Below are 23,396 nucleotides of genomic sequence, written 5' to 3' on the forward strand. Positions count from 1 at the left end.
AGACTTCCGTCCAAGCAAACTTCTGGGACGGACGATGACGCGACGATGGGGAAAGACGAGCCGCACCGTGCTGGCAGCAGCGGCCTTGCTGGCCACGCTGCCCGCGGGGGCCCAGCAGCATGCCGGGACGGCGTCACTGGCGCCCTCCGGCCGCTGGTCCCATGTGCCGGTGGGCAAGGCGCCCACGCCCCCCATGGGTTGGTCGAGCTGGAACGCGTTCCGGGTCGACATCTCGGAGGCCCGCATCCTCGACGCGGCTCAGCGCCTGGTCGACACCGGCCTCGCCGGCGCGGGCTACCGCTACGTCAACGTCGACGACGGCTGGTGGTTGAAGCGGCGCACGGGCGACGGGCGCCTGCAGGTGCGCACCGGCCTGTTCCCGAGCGCCGCCATCGGCGGGGCGAAGGGCTCGTCGCTGCGGCCCTTCACCGATCGCCTCCATGCAATGGGACTGAAAGCGGGCCTCTACACGGACATCGGCCGCAACGCGTGCTCGCAGGCGTATGACGCCGACAGTCCCAACCTGCCCGAGGGCACGATGGCGGAGCGCGAAGTCGGCCTGTCCGGCTTCATGGACCGGGACATCGCGCTTTTCTTCGGCGAGTGGAACTTCGATTTCGTGAAGGTCGACGGCTGCGGGCTCTCGTCCTACGGCCCGGAGCGCGCCTACGTGGCGTCCGGTCAGTACCGCGAGGTGAAGCCGCTCATCATCGATCCCAACGTCTACCAGACCGACATCGCCGGCACGAAGCGCCTCTACGCGGGTTTGCGGGAGACGCTGCGGCGCGCCCGGCCGGACGGGGACTTCGTGCTGTCGGTCTGCCTCTGGGGCACGGCCAATGTGCGCAGTTGGGGCCAGGACCACGGGACGATGTGGCGCACCAGCAGCGACATCGACGACACCTGGAGCCACATGGTCCACAACTTCGACAGCGTGGCCACGCGCGAGTTCTACGCCGGCCCGGGTCGCTGGAACGACCCCGACATGCTGGAGATCGGCAACGGCGACTTCGACGGCGATCACCTCCTCCAGGCCCGCACCCACCTGAGCCTGTGGGCGATCATGGCCGCGCCGCTGATGATCGGGACCGATCTCTCGAAGGCGCCGGGCGCGATCGTCGACCTCCTCGGCGCGCCGGAGGTGCTGGCCATCGACCAGGATCCGGCCGGTCACCAGGGTGTGATCGCCTACGCCGACAACGATCGCCAGATCGTCGTGAAGACGTTGGCCGACGGCCGCAAGGCGGTGCTGCTGTTCAACCGCACCCAGGCGCCGACGACGCTCACGCTGACGGCCGAGCATCTCAAGATGGCGGCGTCGACGCCGATCACGGTCCGCGATGCGTGGGGACGGCAAGACCTGACCCCGTTCACCGGTCGTCGCAACTTCGAGCTCCAGGGCCGCGAGGCGCAGTTGCTGGTGGTCAGTGGTCGCCACGCGCTGCAGGCCGGCTACTACCTGTCGGAGCGGCCCGCGGAGGTCTACGTCGCCCGCGACGGCATCCGCGCACTGCAGGCGGATCCGGTGATCCACCGGATGCTCGATCCTTATGGCGGCAGCACGGAAGGTTCGGGCAGCCGGCCGGTCTATGCGGGCTGGGGCGCGCCGCGCGCGGACGCGACGCCTTACGACGAGACGCTGCGGGTCGTGAACGTGCCGTACCGCCATGGGATCGGCGCGCTGGCCGGATCCCGCCTCGAGGTGAAGGTACCCGCCGGCTCGCGGCGTTTCGAGGCCATGGTGGGTGTCGACGACTCCACGCGCGGCCAGGCCGCGTCCGTGGTGTTCGAGGTCTACGGCGACGGTCGCAAGCTGGCCGTGTCGCGGCCGATGCGCTTCAACCAGGCGGCTGCGGCGCTCAGCGCCGACCTGCGCGGCGTGAAGGTGCTCGAACTCATCGCGCGCCAGGTCGGCACGGACACGGATCCGGTCCTCGCGACCTGGGGCGCGGCGCGCGTCGAATGAGCGCTCGATCCCGGCCGGTCTGAAAACAAGAAGGGGACCGCAGCGCGGTCCCCTTCAAGATGCGCCGCGCGATTCGCGCGGCGCGATCGTCTTGCCTCACGCGTCGAGGTTGAGCTCCTGGATCTTCCGCGTGATCGTGTTGCGCCCGATGCCCAGCTTCTGCGCGGCCTCGATGCGACGGCCGCGCGTCAGGTCCAGCGCGGTCAGGATCAGGCTGGCCTCGAAGCGACGCGTCAGCACGTCCCACACGTTGGGCTCGCCGGCCGCGAGCAGGCGTCTCGCCTCGCGCGCCATCTCGGCGACCCACGCGTCCGGCGACGGGGGGATGGGCACCGCCGGCAACGGCATCGAGGTGGATGCAGCCGAACTCGTCAGTCCGCTCGCCAGCGGCATGACCTCGGACGACATCGTGGCGGAGATCGCCGACGCATGCGCGCCGGGCTGCGCCAGCAGTTCCTGCGGCAGGTCCTTGGCCTCCACCACCAGGCTCGGCGCCATCACGCTCAGCCAGTGGCAGATGTTCTCCAGCTGCCGGACGTTGCCAGGGAAGTCGAAGTTCACCAGGCGCTGCAGCGCCGCCTCCGACAAGCGCTTCGGCTCGACGCCCAACTCGCCCGCGCTGCGCTGCAGGAAGTAGCGAGTGAGCAGCGGCACGTCCTCGCGGCGCTCGCGCAGCGGCGGCAGTCTCAGGCGGATCACGTTCAGGCGGTGGAACAGGTCTTCGCGGAAGCGCCCTTCCTTGACCAGCGTCTCGAGGTTCTGGTGCGTCGCCGCGACCACGCGCACATTCGCCTTCTGCGGGCTGTGCCCGCCGACGCGATAGAACTGGCCGTCCGACAGCACACGCAGCAATCGCGTCTGCAGGTCCAGCGGCATGTCGCCGATCTCGTCGAGGAAGAGCGTGCCGCCTTCGGCCTGCTCGAAGCGGCCGCGACGCGTCGCCTGCGCGCCGGTGAACGCGCCACGCTCATGGCCGAACAGCTCCGACTCCAGCAGGTCCTTCGGGATCGCCGCCGTGTTGATCGCGACGAACGGTCCGTCCGCGCGCGGGCTGTGCTTGTGCAGCGCCCGCGCCACCAGTTCCTTGCCGGAACCCGATTCGCCGGTGATCAGCACCGTCACGTGGCTCTGGCTCAGCCGGCCGATCGCGCGGAACACGTCCTGCATCGCCGGTGCCTGGCCCAGCATCTCGGGCATCTGCACCTGCTCGGCCTCGCCGACGGCTTCGCGCTGGCTCTCTTCCTGCGCGCGCCGGATCAGCTCCACCGCGCGCGGCAGGTCGAAGGGCTTGGGCAGGTATTCGAAGGCCCCGCCCTGGAACGCGCTCACCGCGCTGTCCAGGTCCGAGTACGCCGTCATGATGATCACCGGCAGCCCCGGCAGCTGCTTCTTGATCGTGCTCAGCAGCTCCAGGCCCGAGCCGCCCGGCATGCGGATGTCCGACACCAGCACCTGCGGCGTGTCCTCCTCCAGCGCGGCCAGCACCTCGCGGGTCTGGCTGAAGCTGCGCACCGGCAGCCCTTCGCGCGTCAGCGCCTTCTCGAGAACAAAACGGATGGAATGGTCGTCGTCAACAATCCAGATCGACTTCATCTATGGCTCCCCTTTCCCCCGTTGTCGGCTTGTGGCCGCGGCTCAGGGCAAAGGCAGGGTGATTCGGAAATCGGTCCGACCCGGCTGGCTGTCGCAATCGATCATCCCCTGGTGCTGTTGGGCGATCGTCTGCGCCAGCGTCAGCCCGAGACCGGAACCGCCCTCTCTCCCTGAAACCAGCGGAAAGAAGATGCGGTCCTTGATCTCCTCGGGCACGCCCGGGCCGTTGTCTTCGATATGCAATTCCAATGCCAAGCGCCAACGCTGCTTGCCGATCGTCACCTGCCGGGCCACGCGTGTGCGCAGGGCGATGAAGGCATCGCCCATCGGGATTCGCTCGTGCAGCGCCTGCGCGGCGTTCTGGACGATGTTGAGCACCGCCTGGATCAGTTGCTCGCGGTCGCCGCGGAAGTCGGGCAGCGAGATGTCGTAGTCGCGGATCATCGTCAGCCCGCGCGGGTACTGCGCCAGCACCAGCGTGCGCACCCGCTCGCAGACCTCGTGGATGTTGACGTCGCCCACCACCTGCGCGCGCCGGTGCGGCGCCAGCAGCCGGTCCACCAGCGACTGCAGCCGGTCGGCCTCGTGGATGATGACCTCGGTGTATTCCTCGAGCTCCGGCCACAGGTCCGTCGGCTGCAGCTCCAGCGCGAGCAGCTGCGCCGCGCCGCGGATGCCGCCCAGCGGATTCTTGATCTCGTGCGCGAGGTTGCGCGTCAGTTCCTTGGTCGCGTGGACCTGGTCGAGGTTGCGTTCCTCGCGGTCCTGGCGCGTCTGCTGCGCGTTCTCGATGAGCTCGATCACCAGCCGCTGCGGGTCGTCGGTCTGGCTGACGATCACGTGCACCGGCAGCAGGTCGTCATGCGTGCGCGGGCCGCGACGGATGGTGGCGTCGAAGCGCGAACTCGAGAACGCGTTGCGGCTCACCTCCTCGAGCGCCTCGACCACGCGCCCGGTGTCGACAAACCATTCGAGCAGGTTGCTGCCCTGCACCGCGCGGCGCGGCAGGTTGAACAGCGTCTCGACGGCGGTGTTGGCGAACTCGCAGGTGCCGTCGGCACGGACCACGGCGACCAGGGTCGCCAGCAGGTCGAAGCAGGCGTACTGCGCGTGATGCGGATCGTGGGGGACTGGGGCGGGCGTCTTCTTCATGCGGTGTCGCTCTCGTCGCCATCGACGCGCGACACACCGGCGGCCTGGCCCGCCGTCCCTCGATCAGAGGTTGGGCGGCGGCAGCTTGGCGAGCTCGCGCTTGATGGCCTGGACGTCGGCCTCCTGGCGCGATACCGAAGCCTTGAGCTCGGTCGTGCGGTCCAGGTACTTCTGGTAGTTGCGTTCGTCGCCGCGGCGCTCGGGCTGGCCGTTGTTGTATTCCTGCTGGATCTTGGCGAGCTTGCCTTCGGCGTCGCGCAGTTCCTGCTCGAGGATGCGGCGGCGGTCATCATCGCGGACGCGCTGGTCCTTGACATCGACCTTGAGGTCACCACTCTGACCTCCCGAAGCGGGCGCCGTCGTCGACGGCGCGCGCGGCTTGCTCGGCGCGATCACGGAGATCGGCGTGCCCTCGATGCTGCGGCAGCCCTTGTCGGCGGCTTCCTTCGCGGACATCGCGTCGGTGTACAGCACGGGAGGGCCGGGGCAGCGATACACCACGCCCTGCGCCGATGCCTGCCCGGCCGCCATGCCCACCATGGCGGTCAGCATCATCACCAACCACGAACGTCCCACCCGCTTGTGCTGCAGCGTCATCTGCATTCCCTGCTTCTAACTGACCAGAGTCGTCGGGCATTGTGACGCAATCAGTCACTGTCAGGCGAGGGCGTGCGTTCACGCGCTGTTGCCAGGTGTACGCACGGGCAAGGTCCGGCACGGCGTGCCAAAGAGAAAGGGACGGCCGGAGCCGTCCCTCTGCGTGGTCACGAACGTGCGGAGCGGGCCGTGCCGAAGCGGTCATGGCGCCCTCCGCGCGGACGATCACAGCGAGTAGTACATGTCGAACTCGACCGGGTGGGTGGTCATGCGGAAGCGCTGGACTTCCTGCATCTTCAGCTCGATGTAGGCATCGATGAAGCTGTCGGTGAACACGCCGCCCTTGGTCAGGAATGCGCGGTCCTTGTCCAGGTACTCCAGCGCCTGGTCCAGCGAGTGGCAGACGGTCGGGATCTTCGCGTCTTCTTCCGGCGGCAGGTGGTACAGGTCCTTGGTGGCGGCTTCGCCCGGATGGATCTTGTTCTCGACGCCGTCCAGACCGGCCATCAGCAGGGCCGCGAAGGCCAGGTACGGGTTGGCCGAGGGATCCGGGAAACGTGCCTCGATGCGGCGGCCCTTGGGGTTCGCCACGTACGGGATGCGGATCGAGGCCGAACGGTTCTTGGCCGAGTAGGCCAGCTTCACCGGGGCTTCGAAGCCGGGCACCAGGCGCTTGTACGAGTTCGTGCCGGGGTTGGTGATGGCGTTCAGCGCGCGGGCGTGCTTGATGATGCCGCCGATGTAGTACAGCGCGAAGTCGCTCAGGCCGGCGTAGCCGTCACCGGCGAACAGGTTCTTGCCGTCCTTCCACACCGACTGGTGGACGTGCATGCCCGAGCCGTTGTCGCCGACGATGGGCTTCGGCATGAACGTGGCAGTCTTGCCGTAGGCGTGCGCGACGTTCTGGATGATGTACTTCTGCAGCTGCAGCCAGTCGGCGCGCTGGACCAGCGAGCTGAACTTGGTGCCGATCTCCATCTGGCCCGCGTTCGCGACCTCGTGGTGGTGGACTTCGACGGGGATGCCCATCTGTTCCAGGATCAGGCACATCTCCGAGCGCATGTCCTGGCCGCTGTCGACCGGGGGCACCGGGAAGTAGCCGCCCTTGACGGTCGGACGGTAGCCGCTGTTGCCGTGCTCGTAGTCCTTGCCGGTGTTCCAGGCCGCCTCTTCCGCCTCGATCTTGACGAAGGAGCCGGACATGTCGACGTTCCAGCGCACGCTGTCGAAGATGAAGAACTCGGGTTCCGGACCGAAGTAGGCGGTGTCGCCCAGGCCGGACGACTTCAGGTAGGCCTCGGCACGACGGGCCAGCGAACGCGGATCGCGCTCATAGGCCTTGCCGTCGGTCGGATCGATGACGTCGCAGCTCAGGATCAGGGTCGGTTCTTCGAAGAACGGGTCGATGTTGGCCGTGTTCGGATCCGGGATCAGCAGCATGTCGGACGCTTCGATGCCCTTCCAGCCGGCGATCGAGGAGCCGTCGAAGGCATGGCCCGACGTGAACTTGTCTTCGTCGAAATGGGAGACGGGCACGGTCACGTGCTGCTCCTTGCCGCGCGTGTCGGTGAAGCGGAAGTCAACGAACTTGACTTCATGCTCCTTGACCAGGTTCATCACGTCGGCGACGGTCTTGGTGGCCATCAATCACTCCTAGAGGGGGCTGGATGAGAAAGAAAGAGTCGTGGGGCATCGGCCCAGCGCGGACGATTTAGCAGTTTGCATGCCAACAGATGGCGGCAAGGTGACAGTCAGGCGCCAGAGCGGTGCATGGCACGCAAGCCCTTGATGCCCAACGCGCCACACGGGGGCGGTGTCAGGCAACCAGAGAGAACCGCTGCCCGACCACGCCCGGCATCGTCCGGGCGACCTGCCCGAAGCGGTGCATCATCGCACCAATTCAGTGCTGATGGCGGCACCAAACTGAACCACGCCCGCCCGCAGGGCAGCGTAGGCGGCGTCCATGGCGGCCGGGTCGCCCTTGACCCCCAGTTCGATGTGCCGGCCCCATTGCGGGTGGTCGACGCTGGGCAGCGAGAAGACCTTGATGCCGGGGAAGTCGGACTCGACGCGTTCCATCAGCGGCGTCAGGCTGGCTTCCATCGCGCCTTGCACGATCAGCGAGCGCTCCCGCGTGCCGACCTCGCGATGCAGGTCCGCGTGCAGGTGGTCCAGAACCCACTCGATCATCGGATGCGCCATCACCGGGAAGCCGGGGACGAAATAGGCGCGACCGACCGAGAAACCGGGGATCTTGTTGTACGGGTTCGGGATGATGGCGGCCCCTTGGGGGAACACGCCCATCTCCATGCGGCGCCGCGTGTCCGGATGGTCACGCTCGGGCGTCGTGCCCTGCTCCGCAGCCATCTGCTGGACGCGTTGCCAGATCAGGTCCGCGGCTTCGGGATGCAGCTCGAGCGGTCGACCCAGCGCCGCGGCCGCGGCCTGCCGCGTGTGGTCGTCCGGCGTCGCGCCGATACCGCCGCAGCTGAAGAACAGGTCGCCGCTGGCGAAGGCGGCGCGGTACTCGCGGATCAGGTGCTCGCGGTCGTCGCCGAGGTACTTCGCCCAGGCGAGCGACAGGCCGCGCGCGCCCAGCAGCTCGATCACCTTGGACAGGTGCTTGTCCTGGCGCTTTCCGGAGAGGATCTCGTCGCCGATGATGAAGAGGCCGATGTTCATGCGGGGTTCCTGCGAAAGCGTGGGAGCGGAGGTCGGCGCGGGCCTGGATCGGGATCAGAGCGGCGACGGCTTGTTCTCGATGCGGGGCGTCGGACCGGGGGCCGGGTCTTGCCTGTCGTCGACATTCTCGACCTGGTCGACCTGGTCAAGGACACGCGGCGGTGCCGCCTCGTAGTTCGCCGGCAGCGCGTCCATCACCGGATCCGGCGCGCGATCGGCGACGGTGTCGGCGCGTCGCATCTCCTGCAGCGCGGCCAGCGCGTAATGCGAGAACCACAGCGAGCTGAACGCGAAAACCAGCGTGTACAGCCACACCGAGACCAGGATCAGCACCGGCGCGAAGGCGATCGTCAGCGCGCCCATCGCCCAGATCGCGGCGGGCGCCGCACCGAGGTAGCCGGTGGCCAGTCCGAGCACCAGCAGCGGCATCCGGTGCTCGGTGATCAGGCGGCGGCGCTCGGGGCCGGACGCGTGTTCGGCGAGCACGTCGAAGGTGAAGACGCGGTAGCCCAGCCAGCCCCAGATCAGCGGCGGCAGGATCAGCGCCAGCGGCGGGATCAGCCAGAACGGCAGCGACGCGACCAGCAGCACGACGCACAGCACCGTGTGGCCGAGCGACCAGCTCAGGCTCGCGACGAAACCCGCGCCGTGCTTGCGCTCCAGGCTGGCGAAGCGCCGCTGCGCGACCAGGTCCACCATCGACGGCGTCATCAGCAGCGCCACCAGCAGCAGGCTCAGCACGACCAGCGCCGGCACGGCCATCGCCAGCACGATGATGGGCGCGAGCACGGTGCGGAAGGACGCGGCGCCGAGGCTGTCCAGCCACTTCAGCATCCCGTCGATGAGACTCCACGACTCCATCGTGGCGCGCACGCCGGCGACCGCCGCTTCCCAGAAGAAGTAGCCGAGTCCGAACGCCAGCGCCGCCGACACGATCAACGGCAGCAGCGACAGGCCGATCACCCGCGGATGCAGGCAGTACGCGGCGGCGCGCCAGAACGAGTCCGCCAGGCGGCTCATCGGCTTGATCATCAGTCGTTCCCTCCGGCCGGCGCGCGGCCGGCGATGTCCATGGGCGCGCCGCCGGACGGGGTCGATCCGTTCCCGGGCGCGTCCGCGATCTTGTCACGCCCGACCATCCGCTTGAGCCCCAGCCACTGCTGCGCCCAGAAGCCGCGCCCGTAGTCGCGACCGCCCTCCTCCGGCAACTGGTCGCGCACGCCGGTCGGATCCCAGCGGTCCTCGAAGTTGGCGGTGCGGAACAGCACGTCCCAGATCGGGAACATCACCGCGAAGTTGTGGCCGCCCAAGGTGCCGCGGCCGAAGCCCTCATGGCCGATGCCGATCGAATGATGCAAGCGGTGGAAGCGCGGGCTCACCAGCAGCCGCTCGCCGATCAGGCCGAAGGTCAGTCGCAGGTTCGCGTGCTGCAGGTTCTCCAGCAGCTGCGAGATCGCCACCAGCGCGACGAACTGTCCGGGACCGACGCCGATCAGCCGCGCCGTCACCGCGACGGCGCTGTCGATGATCAGGTCGTCGAGCAGATGGTTGCGGCTGTCGCTCCACATCGTCATCTGGCGCTGGCTGTGGTGCAGCGAATGCAGCGCCCACCACCAGTTCCACGAATGCTGCGCGCGATGCAGCCAGTACATCAGCAGGTCGAAGGCGACGAGGTAGACCACGAAGCTGACCCACGCCACGTCGGTGACGCCGGGCCACAGCGCGTCGAGCTGGAAGGTCGGGATGCCGTGCATGCGCATCTCGCCGACGGCGCTGTCGAACAGTGGTTCCAGCGAGAAGAACATCACCAGCCGGAACAGGCCCAGCCGCTGGATCAGCGTGTAGAGGATGTCGATGCGGATCGCGTGGCGGTCGGTGACGGCCTCGGCCGGACGCCAGCGCTGCAAGGCGCCGATCACCGCCAGCATGACGATGATCTGGATCAGGCCGACGAGCAGCCAGCCGGTCGCGTCGAACGCGTCCTCGAGCAGGTTGCCGTAACCCAGGTTGAAGACGATCGGTTGAATGACGCTTTCGAACAGCGCCTGCTGCACCTGTCCGAACAGATCGGTGAACCAGTCCATCACGCTGTCGGCCCTCCTGAAAATCGATGCATCGCCGCTTCAGTCTGGAAGCACGTCCACACGCCGACGCCTCAGCGCCTGAGCGCGTCCTTCGGGCCCGGCGCCCCGGCGCCACCGCCGGACGCCGCGTTGCCCGCGGTCGACGTCGCCTTCAGGGCGACCGCCTCCTGCGGCCTGCGCATCCACGCGACGTACTCCGGATGATCGCGCAACGGCGCGAAGCACATGCCCCGGGCTTTCAACCCTTGCAGCAGCGGCTCCAGCACCGTCGGCGCCCAGGGGTCCTGCCGCGACCAGATGCCCAGGTGCGCCATCAGGATGTCGCCGGGCTTCACACGTCGCAGCGCCTGATCGAGCAGCGCCTGGTTGGGAAACTTGTCGCTCGGCAGTTCGTCGCCGAGGAAACCCGACGCGCTCCAGCCCACATGCCGGAAGCCGCAGGCCTGCGCCGCCGCGAGCAGCGCCGGCGAGGTGCGCCCGGCCGGCGCGCGGAAGATCATCGACATCGGCCGCCCCGTCATCTCGAGGAAGCGCCGCGCGGGGCGCTTGAGCTCCTCGCAGTACTCCGCCGAGGTCAGCACGACGTTCTGCGGCACCTGCTCGCCCGCCGCGCGCTTGAAGCGGAACTTCCCGTCGGGCAGATCCGCCGACCAGGTGTCGTGGAACCAGGTGTGCGAGCCGAAGTCGTGGCCCTGCTCCGCCAGTTGCTTCCACCAGGGCGCCCACTTGTCGTCGAGCGTCTGGCCGCCGTCCATCGTCGGCTCCTGCGCCAGGAAGAACGTCGCCTTCGCGTCGAAGCGCTTGAGCGTGTCGACGATCAAGGGCGCGACCCCCATGTGACCGGTGTCGAAGGTCAGGTAGACGGGTTTGTCGCAGGGCGCGGCGGCCGGTGCCGACGCGGACTGCGGCTGCGCCTGCACGACCGCAGTCAGGCCGAGCAGCAGCACCGCGCCATGACGCGACACCTGACGCAGCGCATGACGGCGCGCCTGGCGCAGGACGAACGAAGTCTTCACGGGCAGTGGCCTGGGTGGGGACGCGCTCACTGGCGCGGCATCTGGTCGAGCGTCCACACGCCGTGCGGCGACTTGCCGACCTTGACCTGCTGCAGGATCTGCTTGGTCTGCAGGTCCATCACCGTCAGCTTGCGGGCCCAGCGCGACGTGAACATCAGCGTGCGGCCGTCGGTCAGGATCTCCATGTCGTCCGGGCCACCGGGCGCCTTGAAGGTGTCGACGACCGTGAAGTCCGCCAGCGCGATCTTGCTGATCGTGTTGGCCGCGCGGTTGCTCACCAGCACATGCTTCCTGTCGCCGAGCGCGCGGAACGAATGCGCGCCGTCGCCGGTCTCGATGCGCTTGACCAGCTTGGGTTGCGCTGCGCTGACGTCGTAGACCTCGACGCTGCGCTCGCCGGTCAGCGCGACCAGCAGGTACTTGTCGTCGGGCGTCAGGTAGAGGTCGGCGGGCAGCTTGCCGACGGGGATCTTCCAGCGCGCGGCCATCGTGTTCAGGTCGATGGACAGCAGTTCGCTGCTGTCCTGCAGGCTCGCGTAGACGACGCTGCTCTTGCTGTCGATGGACAGGTGGCTCGGCGTCTTCGGCGCGGAGAAACGCTTGAACAGCGCCAGCGGCTGGGCCGCGTTCTGCGGCTGCCACTTGTAGATGTCGACGTGGTCCAGGCGATTGCCGGCCAGCACCAGCCACTTCATGTCGGGCGAGAAGCGCAGGTGGTACGGATCGGGAATGCCCCGCACGGTGCGCTGCACTTCGGCCGTCACCGGATCGAGGAAGGTCAGGGAATCGCCCAGCGCGTTCGCCACGACCATCGTCTTGCGATCGGGCGTCAGGTAGAGGTGATGGGGTTCCTTGCCGGTCGGGATGCGCTTGAGCTCGCGGAAGTCCTTCGGGTCGATGACGCTGATGTCGGCGTCCAGCGAGTTCAGCACGAAGATGGGACTGCCGACGGACGCGAAGGCGGCCGGGGCCGCGGTCAGCGCGCCCAAGGCGGTAACGACCAGGGCGGTGACGGCCAGGGCGGCCCGCACGGGCCGCACGAGGGAAGACAGCATGGAGATCCTCAACAGGAGATGCCCGGCGCGCCCAGCGCCACGCAGCCCTCAAGTGTAGGCGGGTTCACCCTAGGTCCCGGCCGGAACAGGACCGCGCAGCCCCTGCTGATGCGGGCTTGGGCGCCAGACAGGTCCGGGGCGTGAGCTGATCTTGAGCGATTCGAGGCGCCGTCTTCACGCCGCCAGCGCGCCAGGCACGGAGCGATCGTCTGGGCCCGCCGTTGCATCCGGTTGCGCCAGACTTGCCGCCAGCGTTGCGGCAAGTCTGCGCATGGCGAACTTCGCCCGACGGCTTATTCGTCGTCGCCGCCCAGCAGGCCACCCAGCAATCCGCCGCCGGCGATGCCGGTCAACAGGCCGCCCTCTTCCCGCGAGCCCCCGCGTTGCGGGGCTGCGGCGAAGACACGCGAGGCCAGGCGCGAGAACGGCAGGCTCTGCAGCCAGATCTCGCCGGGGCCGGTCAGCTTCGCCAGGAACAGACCTTCGCCGCCGAACAGGGCGGTCTTGATCTTGCCTACGTACTGGATCTCAAAACTCACGCTGGGCGTGTAGGCGACGACGCAGCCGGTATCCACCAGCAGCGTCTGACCCGGCTGGAGCGTACGTCGAACCACGGTACCCCCTGCATGCACGAAGGCCAGCCCATCACCATCGAGCTTCTGCATGATGAACCCTTCGCCACCGAAGAAGCCAGTCGACAGGCGCTGCTGGAGTGCGATCCCCAGCGACACGCCGCGGGCCGCACACAGGAACGCATCCTTCTGGCAGATGAGCGTGCCCCCGAGCTTGCCGAGATCCATCGGCAGGATCTTGCCGGGATACGGCGCCGCGAAAGCGACCCGCAACTTCCCATGACTCTGGTTCGTGTAGACCGTGGTGAACAGCGATTCACCGGTCACCAGCCGCTTGCCGGCGCCCAGCAACTTCCCGAAGAAACCGCCCTGGTTGGCGGACCCGTCGCCGAACACCGTGTCCATGCCGATACCGGCATCCATGAACATCATGCTGCCGGCTTCACCGATCGCTGCTTCGCCGGGGTCGAGTTCGACCTCGACGAACTGCATCTCGGCACCCTTGATTTCGTAGTCGACTACATCCATGGCCATGGTCTTCACCTTCTGTCTTTTCACCCGGAAACGGGCGCGATATTAACGTCTCGCGGCCTTCCTATACTGCGGTCATGACGCCCATGTCTCCTGACGAAAGCGCACCCAACACCCCCCTGAAGCCCGGCGACAGCTACGTGCAATCCTTCGCACGCGGCCTGTCGGTGATCCGGACCTTCGATACCCACCACGCCCGGCAGACGCTGACGGAAGTCGCCAAGCGCTGCGGACTGACGCGCGCCGGCGCGCGTCGCATCCTGCTGACGCTGCAGACGCTGGGCTACGTGAGATCGGAGGGGCGGCTGTTCGAGCTGACGCCGAAGATCCTCGACCTCGGCTTCGCCTACCTGTCCTCGCAACCGCTGTGGCGCTTCGCCGAGCCGGTGGCCATCCAGCTGGCCAACGACCTGCGGGAGTCCGTCTCCATCGCGGTGCTCGACGGCGACGACGTGGTCTTCGTGCTGCGCGCGCCGCTGCGCAAGATCCTGTCCGACCCGATGGGCATCGGCAGCCGTCTGCCGGCGTGGGCGACGGCCACGGGTCGCGTGCTGCTGGCCTCGCTGACGGTCGAGGAACGCGAGACCCGCGTGGCGCAGGTGCAGCTGGCGCGACGCGCGAGCAACACCGTGCGCTCGCACGAGGAGCTGCGCGCCGCGATCGAGCAGGCGCGGCGTCAGCACTGGTGCCTGGTGGACCAGGAACTCGAGGATGGCGTGCTGAGCGTCGCCGTGCCCATCACCGGCCGTGACGGCCGGGTCGTGGCGGCGATGAATGTCAGCACGCATGCCTCGCGCACGCCGCCGCAGCTGCTGCTGGAACAGAGCCTGCCCAAGCTCCAGGCGGCGGCGCAGAACCTGTCGCAGCTGCTGGTGCTGATGAAGAAGGACTGAGGCCGAAGGGCGCAGTCTTGCGTCCAGCAACGACGAAGGGCTGCCGAGGCAGCCCTTCTTCATTGGAACCGGCGCCTGGCGCTCAGCCCATGTGCAGCCCACCGTTGCAGCTGAAGTCCGCGCCGGTGGTGAAGCCGGACGTCTCGCCGGCGAGCCAGCCGACGATCGAGGCGATCTCCTCGGGTTCGCCCAGGCGCTTCACCGGGATGCCCGCCACGATCTTCTCGAGCACGTCGGGCCTCACCGCCTTCACCATGTCGGTGCCGATGTAGCCCGGGCTGACGGTGTTCACCGTCACGCCCTTGGCCGCCAGCTCCTGCGCCAGCGCCATCGTGAAGCCGTGCATGCCGGCCTTCGCCGCCGAGTAGTTGGTCTGACCGACCTGGCCCTTCTCGCCGTTGACCGACGAGATGTTGATGATGCGCCCCCAGCCCTTGTCGACCATGCCCGGCACCACCTGCTTGGTGACGTTGAACATGCTGTTGAGGTTGGTGTCGATGACGGTGTCCCACTCGTCGCGGGTCATCTTGAGGAACATGCGGTCCTTGGTCACGCCGGCGTTGTTGACCAGCACCTCGATCGGTCCGTGCTCCGCGATCGTGCGATCGAAGGCGGCGACGGTCGAGTCCCAGTCCGCCACGTTGCCGACCGAGGCATAGAACGTGTAGCCCAGCGCCGTCTGCTCGGACAGCCACTTGGCGTGATCGCGGCTCGGACCGCAACCGGCGATGACCTTGAAGCCTTCCTTGTGGAGGCGCTGGCAGATGGCGGTGCCGATGCCGCCCATGCCGCCGGTGACGTATGCAACTTTCTGACTCATGCTTGCCTCCTGTATGACCCCCCGGTGCGCCGCGTCCGCGGTCGGGGTGCCTGGAATATCGGTACGGGAAAGACGCGAAAAAACCACTCCGGAACGAAGCGGGAAAGAAGCCGGGAAATCGCCGATCGCTTCAGCGCTCGACGCACAGGGCGACGCCCATGCCGCCGCCGATGCACAGGCTGGCGATGCCCTTCTTCGCATCGCGCTTGATCATCTCGTGCAGCAGCGTGACCAGGATGCGGGCGCCGGACGCGCCGATCGGATGGCCCAGCGCGATCGCGCCGCCGTTGACGTTGACCTTGCTGACGTCCCAGCCCATCTCCTGATGCACCGCGCAGGCCTGCGCGGCGAAGGCCTCGTTGATCTCGAGCAGGTCCAGGTCCTTGGGCTGCCAGCCGGCGCGCTGGAGCGCCTTCCTCGACGCCGGCACCGGGCCCATGCCCATGGTCTTGGGATCGACGCCGGCGCTCGCGTACGAGGCCAGGCGCGCCAGCGGCGTCAGCCCCAGCGACTTGGCCTTGGCGTCGGTCATCAGCACCAGGCCCGCGGCGCCGTCGTTCAGGCCCGACGCATTGCCGGCCGTCACCGAACCCGCCTTGTCGAAGGCGGGCTTCAGGCCGGCCAGCGCTTCGGCGTTGGACTTGCGGTTGATGAACTCGTCGGCCGAGAACACCACCGGATCGCCCTTCTTCTGCGGGGTCGTGACCGGCACGATCTCGGCGGTGAAGCGGCCCGCGTCCTGCGCCGCGGCGGCCTTCTGCTGGCTGGCCAGCGCCAGCTCATCCTGCTGCGCGCGGCTGACGTGGTACTCCTTGGCCACGTTCTCGGCGGTGATGCCCATGTGGTACTGGTTGTACACGTCCCACAGGCCGTCGGTGATCATCGTGTCGACCAGCTTCCAGTCGCCCATGCGCTGGCCTTCGCGCGAGCCCGGCAGCACGTGCGGCGCCAGGCTCATGCTCTCCTGGCCGCCGGCGATGATGATGTCCGAATCGCCGTCGCGGATCGCCTGCGCGGCCAGCATCACGGCCTTCAGGCCGGAGCCGCAGACCTTGTTGATCGTCAGCGCCGGCACCGTCACCGGCAGGCCCGCCTTGATGACGGCCTGGCGCGCCGGGTTCTGCCCGACGCCGGCCGTCAGCACCTGGCCGAGGATGACCTCGTTGATCTGGTCGGGCTGCAGGCCGCTTCTGCGCAGCAGCTCCTGGATGACGATCGCGCCCAGCTCGCTGGCGGGGGTCTTCGACAGCGTCCCTCCGAATTTGCCGATCGGCGTGCGCGTCGCGGCGACGATGACGATGTCTTGGGGTGAACTCATGACGGTCTCCTTTTTCGAAACTGCTGGACGGCGGGCGTCAGCGGGTGACTGCTGGATGAACTGGCGGAATCAACTTTGAACCGGATGGGTTCTCACTGCGCGGGAGTGGGTTTCACGCGCGCTGCTTCACATAGCGGCCTGGCGCCGGCTCGATGGCCTCGTGGCCGTGACCGCCCGGCTTGCGCGGTGCCGCCTTCTGCGGACCCGCGTGGCCGGCCAGCCACTGCGACCAGTCGGTCCACCAGCTGCCGGGATGCTCGGTGGCGCCCTGCAGCCATTGCTGGTGATCGGCGGGCAGCGCCGCGCCTTTCCCCAGCCAGTGGCTGCGCTTCTTCTTCTCCGGCGGATTGATGACGCCGGCGATGTGCCCGGACGCGCCGAGCACGAAACGCTTCTTGCCCTTGAACACCTGCGTGCTGCGGTAGGCGGCGTCCCACGGGACGATGTGGTCCTCGCGCGAGCCGTAGATGTAGACCGGCGCCTGGATCGCGCCGAGGTCGATCTTCTCGCCGCAGACCGTCAGTTGACCAGGCACGCGCAGGTCGTTCTGCAGATAGGTGTGGCGCAGGTACCAGCAGTACATCGGTCCCGGCAGGTTGGTCGCGTCGCCGTTCCAGTACAGCAGGTCGAAGGCCGGCGGCGCATCACCCTTCAGGTAATTGCCGACGACGTAGTTCCAGACGAGGTCGTTGGGGCGCAGGAAGCTGAAGGTCGTCGCGAGCTCCTGGCCCTTGAGCAGGCCCGGACCGCTCACCGCCTGGTCGCCGAGCGTCATCTCGCGCAACTGCACGGCCTGCTCGTCGATGAACAGGTCCAGCACGCCGTTGCTGCTGAAGTCGATCAGCGTGGTCAGCAGGGTGACGCTTTCGGCGGGCTGCTCGCCGCGCGCGGCCAGCACGGCCAGCGCGGTCGCCAGGATCGTGCCGCCGACGCAGAAGCCCAGCGTGTTGATCGTGTCGGTGCCGGCGATCTCGCGCGTGACCTCGATGGCCTTGATCGCGGCGCGGCCGATGTAGTCGTCCCAGGTCCAGTGCACGCAGTCCGCATCGGGATTGCGCCAGCTCACCACGAAGGTGCGGTGCCCCTGCGCCACCGCGTAGCGGATCAGCGAGTTCTCCGGCTGCAGGTCGAGGATGTAGTACTTGTTGATGCAGGGCGGCACCATCAGCAGCGGCCGCGCATGCACCTTCGCGGTGAGCGGCTTGTACTCGAGCAGTTGGAAGAATTCGTTCTCGAAGACGACGTTCCCTTCGGTCGTCGCGACGTTGCGGCCGACCTCGAAGGCGGATTCGTCGGTCTGCGACACGTGCCCGCGCCGCAAGTCGGCCATCAGCAGCTGCAGCCCGCGCGACAGGCTTTCGCCCTGCGTGTTCAGCGCGCGCTGCTGGGCTTCGGGATTGAGCGCGAGGTAGTTGCTCGGCGAGGCCGCGTCGACGAACTGCTGCACCGCGAAGCGGACGCGCGCCCGGGTCTTGTCGTCGGCCTGCACCTGGTCGGCCATCCGCTGCAGCGTCTTCGCGTTGAGCAGGTAGAGCTGCGCGGTGAAGTGGGCCAGACGGTTGTCGTTCCAGGACGCGTCGGCAAAGCGGCGGTCCTTCAGCGCAGCGGTCGCACCGGAGACCGTGGCGGACGCCGTCGAGGCGGCGGTCGCGCCGTGCGCGGCGGCCTGCACCGCCGCCTGGGAATCACCGAGCGCGGCGTTCCACAGCTCGCCGGCCTCGCGGACGTACTCGGACTGCAGCCGCGACCAGGCGTCGGCGGGGATCTGCATGGCCTGCAATTGCTTGAAGGCATCGCCGAAGCCATGCGACAGACTGCTGGCCGTCTGTTGGGCCTGCTGGGCCCAGTGTTCGAAACCGTGGACCGATGCGCCGGGGAACCCGGCTGCGGCGTTGTTCGCGCTCATGTGTCTCCTCATGCCGACCTGAGCAAGAAGCTTGCCACAGCCGGTCACGCGGATCGACGGGGAGGCTTCGCATATGCTCAGGCGCTTTGTAGCCCGACCAGCTTACCCCCGCGTGACGCTGCTGTCGCGAAGAGCCGAGGAAATCGTTGATGTATCTGGTGGCCATCGCCTGGATGTACGTGGTGCTGATGATGGCGATCGTCGAGGCCTTCAGCTCGCAGGGTTCGGTGCTGGGCGCACTGATCACCTTCGTGTTCTACGGCGTGGTACCGCTATCGATCGTGATGTACCTGATGGGCACGCCCGGGCGGCGCGCCGCACGCCGGAAGGCCGAAGCGTCCGGAAAGCCGCATGACGACGGCGAAGGCGATGTTGCGCCGATGCCGACGTCGAGTCCGATGCAGGCGGCCGCGCCGGCCTCAGCGCAGCCGGATGACCGCAGCCATGCGCCCGCTGCGCAGTCGGGTGACGCGTTCGTGGCGGAACGAAAAGAACCGTGACGGCTCGCTGAGCGTGCACCAGCCGCCGCCGCTGACGGCGGCGATGCCGAGCGCTTCGAGTCTTCGCCGCGCCAGGCCGTAGAGATCGGCGCGCCAACGCGCCTCCCCCTGTTCGTTCGGCTGGAAGCGGAACATCGGCTGATCCTGATGGCGCGGCTCCGCGCCGAAGGCCGCGAGCACGTCGGCACCGACCTCGAACTGCGCCGGTCCGATGCACGCGCCCATCCAGGCGCTGATCTCGCGAGGCTCGGAGCGCACGGCCTCGCACATCGCGGCGACGGTGTTCTCCAGCACGCCGCCCGCGAGACCTCGCCAGCCCGCATGCGCGGCACCCACCACGCCCGGTCCGGCGAACAGCACCGGCAGGCAGTCCGCCACCATCACCGCGCAGGCGAGCGCGGGATCGGTGCTGACGGCGGCGTCGGCAGGCTCGGGATCGGCGCCGGGAAGCGCATGCTCGGCGCGAAGTCGCAGCACGGTGGTCCCATGCACCTGCTTCAGGAACACGGGCAGGCCGCCAATGGCGACCGCGACACGCCGGCGGTTCTCGGCCACATGCGCCGGATCGTCGCCGACCGAGCGTCCGAGGTTGAGGCTCGCCAAGCCGCGTTGATCGTCGGGCGCTTCCGGCCCGCCGCTGACGCCGCCAGCGCGCGTGGTCATGAAGGCATCGACGTGCGACACGCTCCAAGCCGGCCGCAGCCAGTCCGGAGGCGACGTCGCGGTGAACGCCTCATCTGCGCTCATGCCGCTCATGTCGCTCGCGCCGCTCATGCCGTTCGGCTTGCCCACCTCACTCGGCATCGGGGCAGGCGCTCGGTTGCGTCTTGTTGAAGGCGTCGAGCGCCATGCACTGCTCGAAGATCGCCATGACCGTCGGCACGTGATCGAGCCGGCTGTTGAAACGCTGCGCATTGAAGATCTGCGGCACGAGCACGCAATCGGCCATGGTCGGGCTGTCGCCGAAGCAGAAGCGGCCCGATCTTCCTTCGACCTTCAAGCGATGCTCGACGACCGCCAGCCCGCTCTCGACCCAGTGATGGATCCAGCGGTTCTTGTTGTCGTCCCCGACAGCAAGATCCTTCACCAGGTAGCGCAGCACCCGCAGGTTGTTCAGCGGATGGATCTCGCAGGCGATGTCCTGCGACAGCGCGCGGATGTAGGCGCGGCTCAGCGCGTCGCCGGGCAGCAGCGGCGGCTCGGGGTGCGTCTCGTCGAGGTACTCGATGATCGCCATCGACTGCGTGACCAGCGCGTCGCCGTCCTTGAGCAGCGGCACCAGGCGCGACGCGGACACGGCGGCGTAGGACTCGTTGAACTGTTCGTTCTTCGCGAGGTGGACGGACTTGTAGTCGAAGTCCAGGCCCTTGAGCGCCATCGCGATGCGGACGCGGTACGAGGCGGACGAACGGAAGTAGTTGTAGAGCTCCATGGCCGGCGATGATGCCACGGAGGCCCTGGCGGAGGCCGGTACACTGCGGGCCATGTTCCAAGCGCGGCGCTACCAGCATTGCCCCACCTGCGGCGGCCAGATCGAATACCGCGTCCCGGCCGATGACAACCGGGAGCGCGCGACCTGCACCGCGTGCGGCGCGATCCATTACGAGAACCCGTTGAACGTCGTCGGCACCTTGCCGGTGTGGGGCGATCAGGTGCTGCTGTGCAAGCGCGCGATCGAGCCGCGGCTCGGCAAGTGGACGCTGCCGGCGGGCTTCATGGAACTCGGCGAGACGCTGGCCGAAGGCGCGGCGCGCGAGACGGTCGAGGAGGCCGGCGCGCAGATCGAGCTGCAGAACCTGTACTGCGTGATGAACGTGGTCCGCGTCGGGCAGGTGCACACCTTCTACCGCGCGAAGCTGCTGAGCCCGGCGTTCGATCCGGGCCCCGAGACCCTCGAAGCGAAGCTGTTCCACGAGCACGAAGTGCCCTGGGACGAGATCGCCTTCCACACGATCCGCGAAGCGCTGCAGCGCTTCTTCGAGGACCGCCGCAGCGGCAACGGGTATCCGTTGCATACGGCGGATATCGACTGATGGCGCTCCTTGCTCATGCTGGCAACGATCGCTCTTGAGCCGTGTGCCAGAACTCCACGATGTCTACGACCAGGACCTTGGGAACGTAGCGAAGTACGTAGCGCTTGTCCTTGCCAATTCCCCACTCCCGCACGCGAGGTTCGATGGGCCGGCCAAACTCCGGATGTCGAGTAATCAGGTCCGCCGCGGCGTGCGCATCCAGGTAGAGCCGATCGGCTGCCTGTTGACTGCGTTCCGCAAGGTAACGGACTTGATGATTGAGTTGGGCACGGGCTTCGCGGGTCCACCGGGCCCTCACCCGGCACTTCCTTGACGACGACGGATGTCGGCCATCATCTGAGCGTGCTCGGCCTCGATCTCCTCGTCGGGAACCACATCTCCACGCAGAGACGCCTTGACGCCGTTATCGAGACGCCGCTCCTGCAACACCTCTTCCACTGTGACGTCGGGCTCCTCTGGCGCCGTGCGTTCGATCCAGCGCTTGACCAGATGTTCGACAAGTTCGTTCATGTCCACGCAGATCGAAGCGGCCAGCGTCTCAACGCGGGCCTTCAGTTGCTCATCGATCTGGACATTGAAATCGACGCGGGGCATGAAGAATTCAAGGGGCTGTAGGAGTGCGGACATTCTGCGCCTGCTCTTTCAAAAACAAGAGGAAGGCGCCGATTCTCAGAGCTTCAAAACACTTGGCAAGAGTGCTTGACGGAGGTCAAGCGATTCACCGACTTCGATGAGTCAGGGCTTGATTTCCTGCGCCGACGCCCACGGCCCGGTGATGCCGTCGAGTTCGCAATCCCACAGCGCCTGTGCGTCGAGCGCATCGGTGACGCCTTCCGCATAGACCTTCAGAGAGAGGCTGCGCAGCATGACCACCAGGCTGCGCACGAAAGCGGCGCGCGCCACGTCCGCCGACACGCCGCTGACCACCGAGCTGTCGAGCTTCACGTAGTCCAGTCCGGCCTGGAAAAGACGGTCGATTTGAGCCAGTCCCGCCCCCGCGTGTTCGAGGCCGAGCTGCACGCCCAACGGGCGCAATTGACGACCGAGTTCCTGCAGCGCCTCGAAGTGCTGCACCGCCGCCGGCTCGGCCAGTTCGAGGCCGATCTGCCGCCGCACCGCGGCCGGCGCGGCCTGCACCAGTTCGCGCGCACGGGCGATGAAGCTGCCGTCGTTCAGCGACGCCGGCGCCACGTTGACGCAGCGCATCCGCCCGTCACGCTGCGTGGCCTGCAGCGCCAGTGCCAGCGCCTGCAGGTCCGCCTCGGCGCTCAGCCGATGGCGCAGCGCCAACGGCAACCAGCGCGCCGCGGGCTCGAACTCGCCGACCGGATTCAGCTTCAGCTGCAGCGGGCATTCGAGATGCAAGACCTGACGCTCGCGTCCGATCAGCGGGAACTCCAGCAGCCGGCTGCGCTGATGCGCCAGCGCGTCCGAGATCAGCGCGCGCCACGCCCGCTCGCCCTGCGCGACCTCGTCCGACGGCGGCGCCTCGCGCAGCTCCAGCACGACGCCCTCGCCCTGCTCGGCCTTCGCCAGCGCCGCGTCGGCCGCGGCGAACCAGGCGCTCATCGGCTGGTCTCGCATCAGCTCGACCGCGCCCAGCGCGACGCCGACGCCCGAGCCCAGGTTCTGCAGGCCGGCCCGCAGCGCATCGGCCAACGCCTGCGCGGTGTCGCCGACCACGTTCGGCGCCGGCAGCCACAACGCGAAGTCCGAGCCGTTGAGCCGCCCCGCGAGGCAGCCGCGCACCTGCTCCGGATACACCCGCAGCGCCTGCGCGATCGCCGTCAGCGCCTGATCCGTCGCGCCGTGCCCGAGGCGCTGGTTCAGCCCCTGCAGGTCCCGCAGCCGCACCAGCACGAGGCCCGCGCGCAGCGGACCGTCGTCGCGCTCCAGCGCCGAGTTCAACTCCGCCACGAACTGCCGCCGGTGCGACAGGCCCGTCAACTCGTCGCACAGCAACTGGTGATGCAGCGTGCGCAGCTGCTCGGCCTGGGCCTCGAACATCTGCCGCGTGCGCACCACCATCGTGTTCATGGCGCTCGTGAGTTTGCGCATCTCCGGCACGCGCGGCTCCAGCACGGTCTCGAAGCGCCCTTGCGACACGCCCTCGGCCTGCCGCACGGCGGTGTCCAGCGGCCGGCGCAGCCGCGCCAGCACCGCCGCCGCCGCCACGCCCGTCAACACGCCCACCGCGATCAGCCACAGGGCCGTGCTGAGCGTCGCGCGCCACAGCGCCTCGTGCACGTAACCGGTCTGGCCGCGCAACTCGATCTCGCCGGCGGCCTTCCAGCCGTCCGACACCTTCGCCACGCCCGGCGCCACGTCCAGCGGCAGCAGCGCGACGAACCATCGCGGCGCGTGCGAGACCTGCGGCGTCTCCAGATGGCGCTCGAACACCTGCGCGCCGCTGCCGTCACGCCAGCGCACGCTCTCGTACGCGCCTGCGTCGAATTGCGCCGAGATCAGCAGCGACATCAGCTCCGCGTCGCCCTTCTGCTGCGACAGCGCCAGCGCCAGTGCATTGGCGTTGTCGGCGTTCTTCAGCTGCGCCTGCGTCTGCAGCAGCTCGCGCAGCGACCAGGTGCTCACCGCGACGCCGCCCAGCGCCGAAGCCAGTACAGCGCCCAGGACCAGCCACCAGATTTGTCTTATCAGGGACATGTCTTGAATTCTCC

The 23,396-nt window shown here is 68.0% G+C and carries 22 protein-coding genes; 4 read left to right on the forward strand and 18 right to left on the reverse strand.

Annotation, left to right across the window (positions count from 1 at the left end; genetic code table 11):
• Positions 1 to 34 precede the first annotated feature (34 nt).
• The gene (locus AC07PR_RS21725; RefSeq protein WP_495136527.1) at positions 35 to 1,966 is read left to right on the forward strand and encodes an NPCBM/NEW2 domain-containing protein; all 1,932 of its coding nucleotides are present in this window, start codon (positions 35 to 37) and stop codon (positions 1,964 to 1,966) included.
• A 96-nt stretch (positions 1,967 to 2,062) separates the two neighbouring features.
• Here AC07PR_RS21725 and ntrC read toward each other — a convergent pair whose 3' ends face one another.
• The 10 genes from ntrC to AC07PR_RS21775 form a co-directional block, all read right to left on the reverse strand.
• A complete protein-coding gene (ntrC, locus tag AC07PR_RS21730; RefSeq protein ID WP_377156740.1) occupies positions 2,063 to 3,559 on the reverse strand; it encodes a nitrogen regulation protein NR(I) in 1,497 nt (498 codons plus the stop codon).
• A gap of 42 nt (positions 3,560 to 3,601) precedes the next feature.
• Complete coding sequence (gene glnL, locus AC07PR_RS21735) at positions 3,602 to 4,711, reverse strand: nitrogen regulation protein NR(II) (protein ID WP_377156742.1); 1,110 nt, start codon at positions 4,709 to 4,711, stop codon at positions 3,602 to 3,604.
• A 63-nt stretch (positions 4,712 to 4,774) separates the two neighbouring features.
• Positions 4,775 to 5,314, reverse strand: coding sequence for a hypothetical protein (locus AC07PR_RS21740; protein WP_377156744.1), 540 nt, complete (start codon positions 5,312 to 5,314; stop codon positions 4,775 to 4,777).
• A 219-nt stretch (positions 5,315 to 5,533) separates the two neighbouring features.
• Entirely contained in the window at positions 5,534 to 6,952 is a 1,419-nt protein-coding gene (gene glnA, locus AC07PR_RS21745) for a type I glutamate--ammonia ligase (RefSeq protein ID WP_377156747.1), read from the reverse strand.
• Between the two features lie 243 nt (positions 6,953 to 7,195).
• Positions 7,196 to 7,990, reverse strand: a complete 795-nt coding sequence (locus AC07PR_RS21750) for a competence/damage-inducible protein A (protein ID WP_495136528.1) — start codon at positions 7,988 to 7,990, stop codon at positions 7,196 to 7,198.
• Between the two features lie 54 nt (positions 7,991 to 8,044).
• Complete coding sequence (locus tag AC07PR_RS21755) at positions 8,045 to 9,022, reverse strand: EI24 domain-containing protein (RefSeq protein ID WP_483105456.1); 978 nt, start codon at positions 9,020 to 9,022, stop codon at positions 8,045 to 8,047.
• Positions 9,022 to 10,074, reverse strand: a complete 1,053-nt coding sequence (locus AC07PR_RS21760; protein WP_377156753.1) for a sterol desaturase family protein — start codon at positions 10,072 to 10,074, stop codon at positions 9,022 to 9,024. Before AC07PR_RS21760 ends, AC07PR_RS21755 begins: the two co-directional genes overlap by 1 nt.
• Positions 10,075 to 10,145: 71 nt before the next feature.
• Positions 10,146 to 11,018 carry a polysaccharide deacetylase family protein gene (locus tag AC07PR_RS21765; protein WP_495136557.1) on the reverse strand — a complete coding sequence of 291 codons (873 nt, stop codon included), beginning with the start codon at positions 11,016 to 11,018 and terminating at the stop codon, positions 10,146 to 10,148.
• A 98-nt stretch (positions 11,019 to 11,116) separates the two neighbouring features.
• Positions 11,117 to 12,145, reverse strand: coding sequence for a YncE family protein (locus AC07PR_RS21770; protein ID WP_483105455.1), 1,029 nt, complete (start codon positions 12,143 to 12,145; stop codon positions 11,117 to 11,119).
• 293 nt (positions 12,146 to 12,438) lie between these two features.
• Entirely contained in the window at positions 12,439 to 13,251 is an 813-nt protein-coding gene (locus AC07PR_RS21775) for a TIGR00266 family protein (RefSeq protein ID WP_377162067.1), read from the reverse strand.
• Between the two features lie 83 nt (positions 13,252 to 13,334).
• Here AC07PR_RS21775 and AC07PR_RS21780 point away from each other — a divergent pair, with 83 nt between their 5' ends.
• Positions 13,335 to 14,141: an IclR family transcriptional regulator domain-containing protein gene (locus AC07PR_RS21780; RefSeq protein ID WP_377156757.1), complete on the forward strand. Its 807-nt coding sequence runs from the start codon at positions 13,335 to 13,337 to the stop codon at positions 14,139 to 14,141.
• A gap of 82 nt (positions 14,142 to 14,223) precedes the next feature.
• Here the strand turns inward: AC07PR_RS21780 and phbB are convergent, their stop codons facing one another.
• From phbB to phaC, 3 genes are all read right to left on the reverse strand, one after another.
• On the reverse strand, positions 14,224 to 14,961 hold the full coding sequence (phbB, locus tag AC07PR_RS21785) for an acetoacetyl-CoA reductase (protein ID WP_377156759.1): 738 nt from the start codon (positions 14,959 to 14,961) through the stop codon (positions 14,224 to 14,226).
• 130 nt (positions 14,962 to 15,091) lie between these two features.
• Complete coding sequence (locus AC07PR_RS21790) at positions 15,092 to 16,279, reverse strand: acetyl-CoA C-acetyltransferase (RefSeq protein ID WP_495136529.1); 1,188 nt, start codon at positions 16,277 to 16,279, stop codon at positions 15,092 to 15,094.
• A 112-nt stretch (positions 16,280 to 16,391) separates the two neighbouring features.
• The gene (gene phaC, locus AC07PR_RS21795) at positions 16,392 to 18,185 is read right to left on the reverse strand and encodes a class I poly(R)-hydroxyalkanoic acid synthase (protein WP_483105454.1); all 1,794 of its coding nucleotides are present in this window, start codon (positions 18,183 to 18,185) and stop codon (positions 16,392 to 16,394) included.
• 149 nt (positions 18,186 to 18,334) lie between these two features.
• Between phaC and AC07PR_RS21800 the strand changes: the two genes are divergently transcribed.
• Positions 18,335 to 18,685 (forward strand): hypothetical protein, encoded by a 351-nt coding sequence (locus AC07PR_RS21800; protein ID WP_495136530.1) that lies wholly within the window; start codon positions 18,335 to 18,337, stop codon positions 18,683 to 18,685.
• Here AC07PR_RS21800 and pgeF read toward each other — a convergent pair.
• Together pgeF and maiA are read right to left on the reverse strand one after the other, a co-directional pair.
• Entirely contained in the window at positions 18,605 to 19,432 is an 828-nt protein-coding gene (pgeF, locus tag AC07PR_RS21805; RefSeq protein WP_495136531.1) for a peptidoglycan editing factor PgeF, read from the reverse strand. The genes AC07PR_RS21800 and pgeF overlap by 81 nt on opposite strands.
• 46 nt (positions 19,433 to 19,478) lie before the next feature.
• Positions 19,479 to 20,117 (reverse strand): maleylacetoacetate isomerase, encoded by a 639-nt coding sequence (gene maiA / locus AC07PR_RS21810; protein ID WP_495136532.1) that lies wholly within the window; start codon positions 20,115 to 20,117, stop codon positions 19,479 to 19,481.
• A gap of 52 nt (positions 20,118 to 20,169) precedes the next feature.
• Between maiA and AC07PR_RS21815 the strand changes: the two genes are divergently transcribed.
• On the forward strand, positions 20,170 to 20,718 hold the full coding sequence (locus AC07PR_RS21815; protein ID WP_377156768.1) for an NUDIX hydrolase: 549 nt from the start codon (positions 20,170 to 20,172) through the stop codon (positions 20,716 to 20,718).
• A 13-nt stretch (positions 20,719 to 20,731) separates the two neighbouring features.
• On the opposite strand, the gene AC07PR_RS21820 is transcribed toward AC07PR_RS21815, so the two are convergent.
• The 3 genes from AC07PR_RS21820 to AC07PR_RS21830 all read right to left on the reverse strand — a co-directional run bounded on the left by AC07PR_RS21820 (position 20,732) and on the right by AC07PR_RS21830 (position 23,382).
• Positions 20,732 to 21,016: a type II toxin-antitoxin system RelE/ParE family toxin gene (locus tag AC07PR_RS21820; RefSeq protein WP_495136533.1), complete on the reverse strand. Its 285-nt coding sequence runs from the start codon at positions 21,014 to 21,016 to the stop codon at positions 20,732 to 20,734.
• The gene (locus AC07PR_RS21825) at positions 21,013 to 21,345 is read right to left on the reverse strand and encodes a hypothetical protein (RefSeq protein ID WP_495136534.1); all 333 of its coding nucleotides are present in this window, start codon (positions 21,343 to 21,345) and stop codon (positions 21,013 to 21,015) included. The genes AC07PR_RS21820 and AC07PR_RS21825 overlap by 4 nt, the downstream gene beginning before the upstream one ends.
• A gap of 108 nt (positions 21,346 to 21,453) precedes the next feature.
• Positions 21,454 to 23,382 (reverse strand): EAL domain-containing protein, encoded by a 1,929-nt coding sequence (locus AC07PR_RS21830; RefSeq protein ID WP_377156774.1) that lies wholly within the window; start codon positions 23,380 to 23,382, stop codon positions 21,454 to 21,456.
• Between the last annotated feature and the right edge of the window lie 14 nt (positions 23,383 to 23,396).

This window comes from Roseateles sp. GW821-FHT09H11, from assembly GCF_059415845.1.

Coding starts and splice junctions, on each gene's coding strand:
- phbB (WP_377156759.1), bottom strand. CDS start 14,961: ATGAGTCAGAAAGTTGCATACGTCACCGGCGGCATGGGCGGCATCGGC.
- AC07PR_RS21780 (WP_377156757.1), top strand. CDS start 13,335: ATGTCTCCTGACGAAAGCGCACCCAACACCCCCCTGAAGCCCGGCGAC.
- AC07PR_RS21775 (WP_377162067.1), bottom strand. CDS start 13,251: ATGGCCATGGATGTAGTCGACTACGAAATCAAGGGTGCCGAGATGCAG.
- AC07PR_RS21800 (WP_495136530.1), top strand. CDS start 18,335: ATGTATCTGGTGGCCATCGCCTGGATGTACGTGGTGCTGATGATGGCG.
- maiA (WP_495136532.1), bottom strand. CDS start 20,117: ATGGAGCTCTACAACTACTTCCGTTCGTCCGCCTCGTACCGCGTCCGC.
- AC07PR_RS21725 (WP_495136527.1), top strand. CDS start 35: ATGACGCGACGATGGGGAAAGACGAGCCGCACCGTGCTGGCAGCAGCG.
- glnL (WP_377156742.1), bottom strand. CDS start 4,711: ATGAAGAAGACGCCCGCCCCAGTCCCCCACGATCCGCATCACGCGCAG.
- AC07PR_RS21750 (WP_495136528.1), bottom strand. CDS start 7,990: ATGAACATCGGCCTCTTCATCATCGGCGACGAGATCCTCTCCGGAAAG.
- ntrC (WP_377156740.1), bottom strand. CDS start 3,559: ATGAAGTCGATCTGGATTGTTGACGACGACCATTCCATCCGTTTTGTT.
- phaC (WP_483105454.1), bottom strand. CDS start 18,185: ATGAGCGCGAACAACGCCGCAGCCGGGTTCCCCGGCGCATCGGTCCAC.
- AC07PR_RS21830 (WP_377156774.1), bottom strand. CDS start 23,382: ATGTCCCTGATAAGACAAATCTGGTGGCTGGTCCTGGGCGCTGTACTG.
- AC07PR_RS21770 (WP_483105455.1), bottom strand. CDS start 12,145: ATGCTGTCTTCCCTCGTGCGGCCCGTGCGGGCCGCCCTGGCCGTCACC.
- AC07PR_RS21755 (WP_483105456.1), bottom strand. CDS start 9,022: ATGATCAAGCCGATGAGCCGCCTGGCGGACTCGTTCTGGCGCGCCGCC.
- AC07PR_RS21760 (WP_377156753.1), bottom strand. CDS start 10,074: ATGGACTGGTTCACCGATCTGTTCGGACAGGTGCAGCAGGCGCTGTTC.
- glnA (WP_377156747.1), bottom strand. CDS start 6,952: ATGGCCACCAAGACCGTCGCCGACGTGATGAACCTGGTCAAGGAGCAT.
- AC07PR_RS21825 (WP_495136534.1), bottom strand. CDS start 21,345: ATGTCCGCACTCCTACAGCCCCTTGAATTCTTCATGCCCCGCGTCGAT.
- AC07PR_RS21740 (WP_377156744.1), bottom strand. CDS start 5,314: ATGCAGATGACGCTGCAGCACAAGCGGGTGGGACGTTCGTGGTTGGTG.
- AC07PR_RS21815 (WP_377156768.1), top strand. CDS start 20,170: ATGTTCCAAGCGCGGCGCTACCAGCATTGCCCCACCTGCGGCGGCCAG.
- AC07PR_RS21790 (WP_495136529.1), bottom strand. CDS start 16,279: ATGAGTTCACCCCAAGACATCGTCATCGTCGCCGCGACGCGCACGCCG.
- pgeF (WP_495136531.1), bottom strand. CDS start 19,432: ATGAGCGCAGATGAGGCGTTCACCGCGACGTCGCCTCCGGACTGGCTG.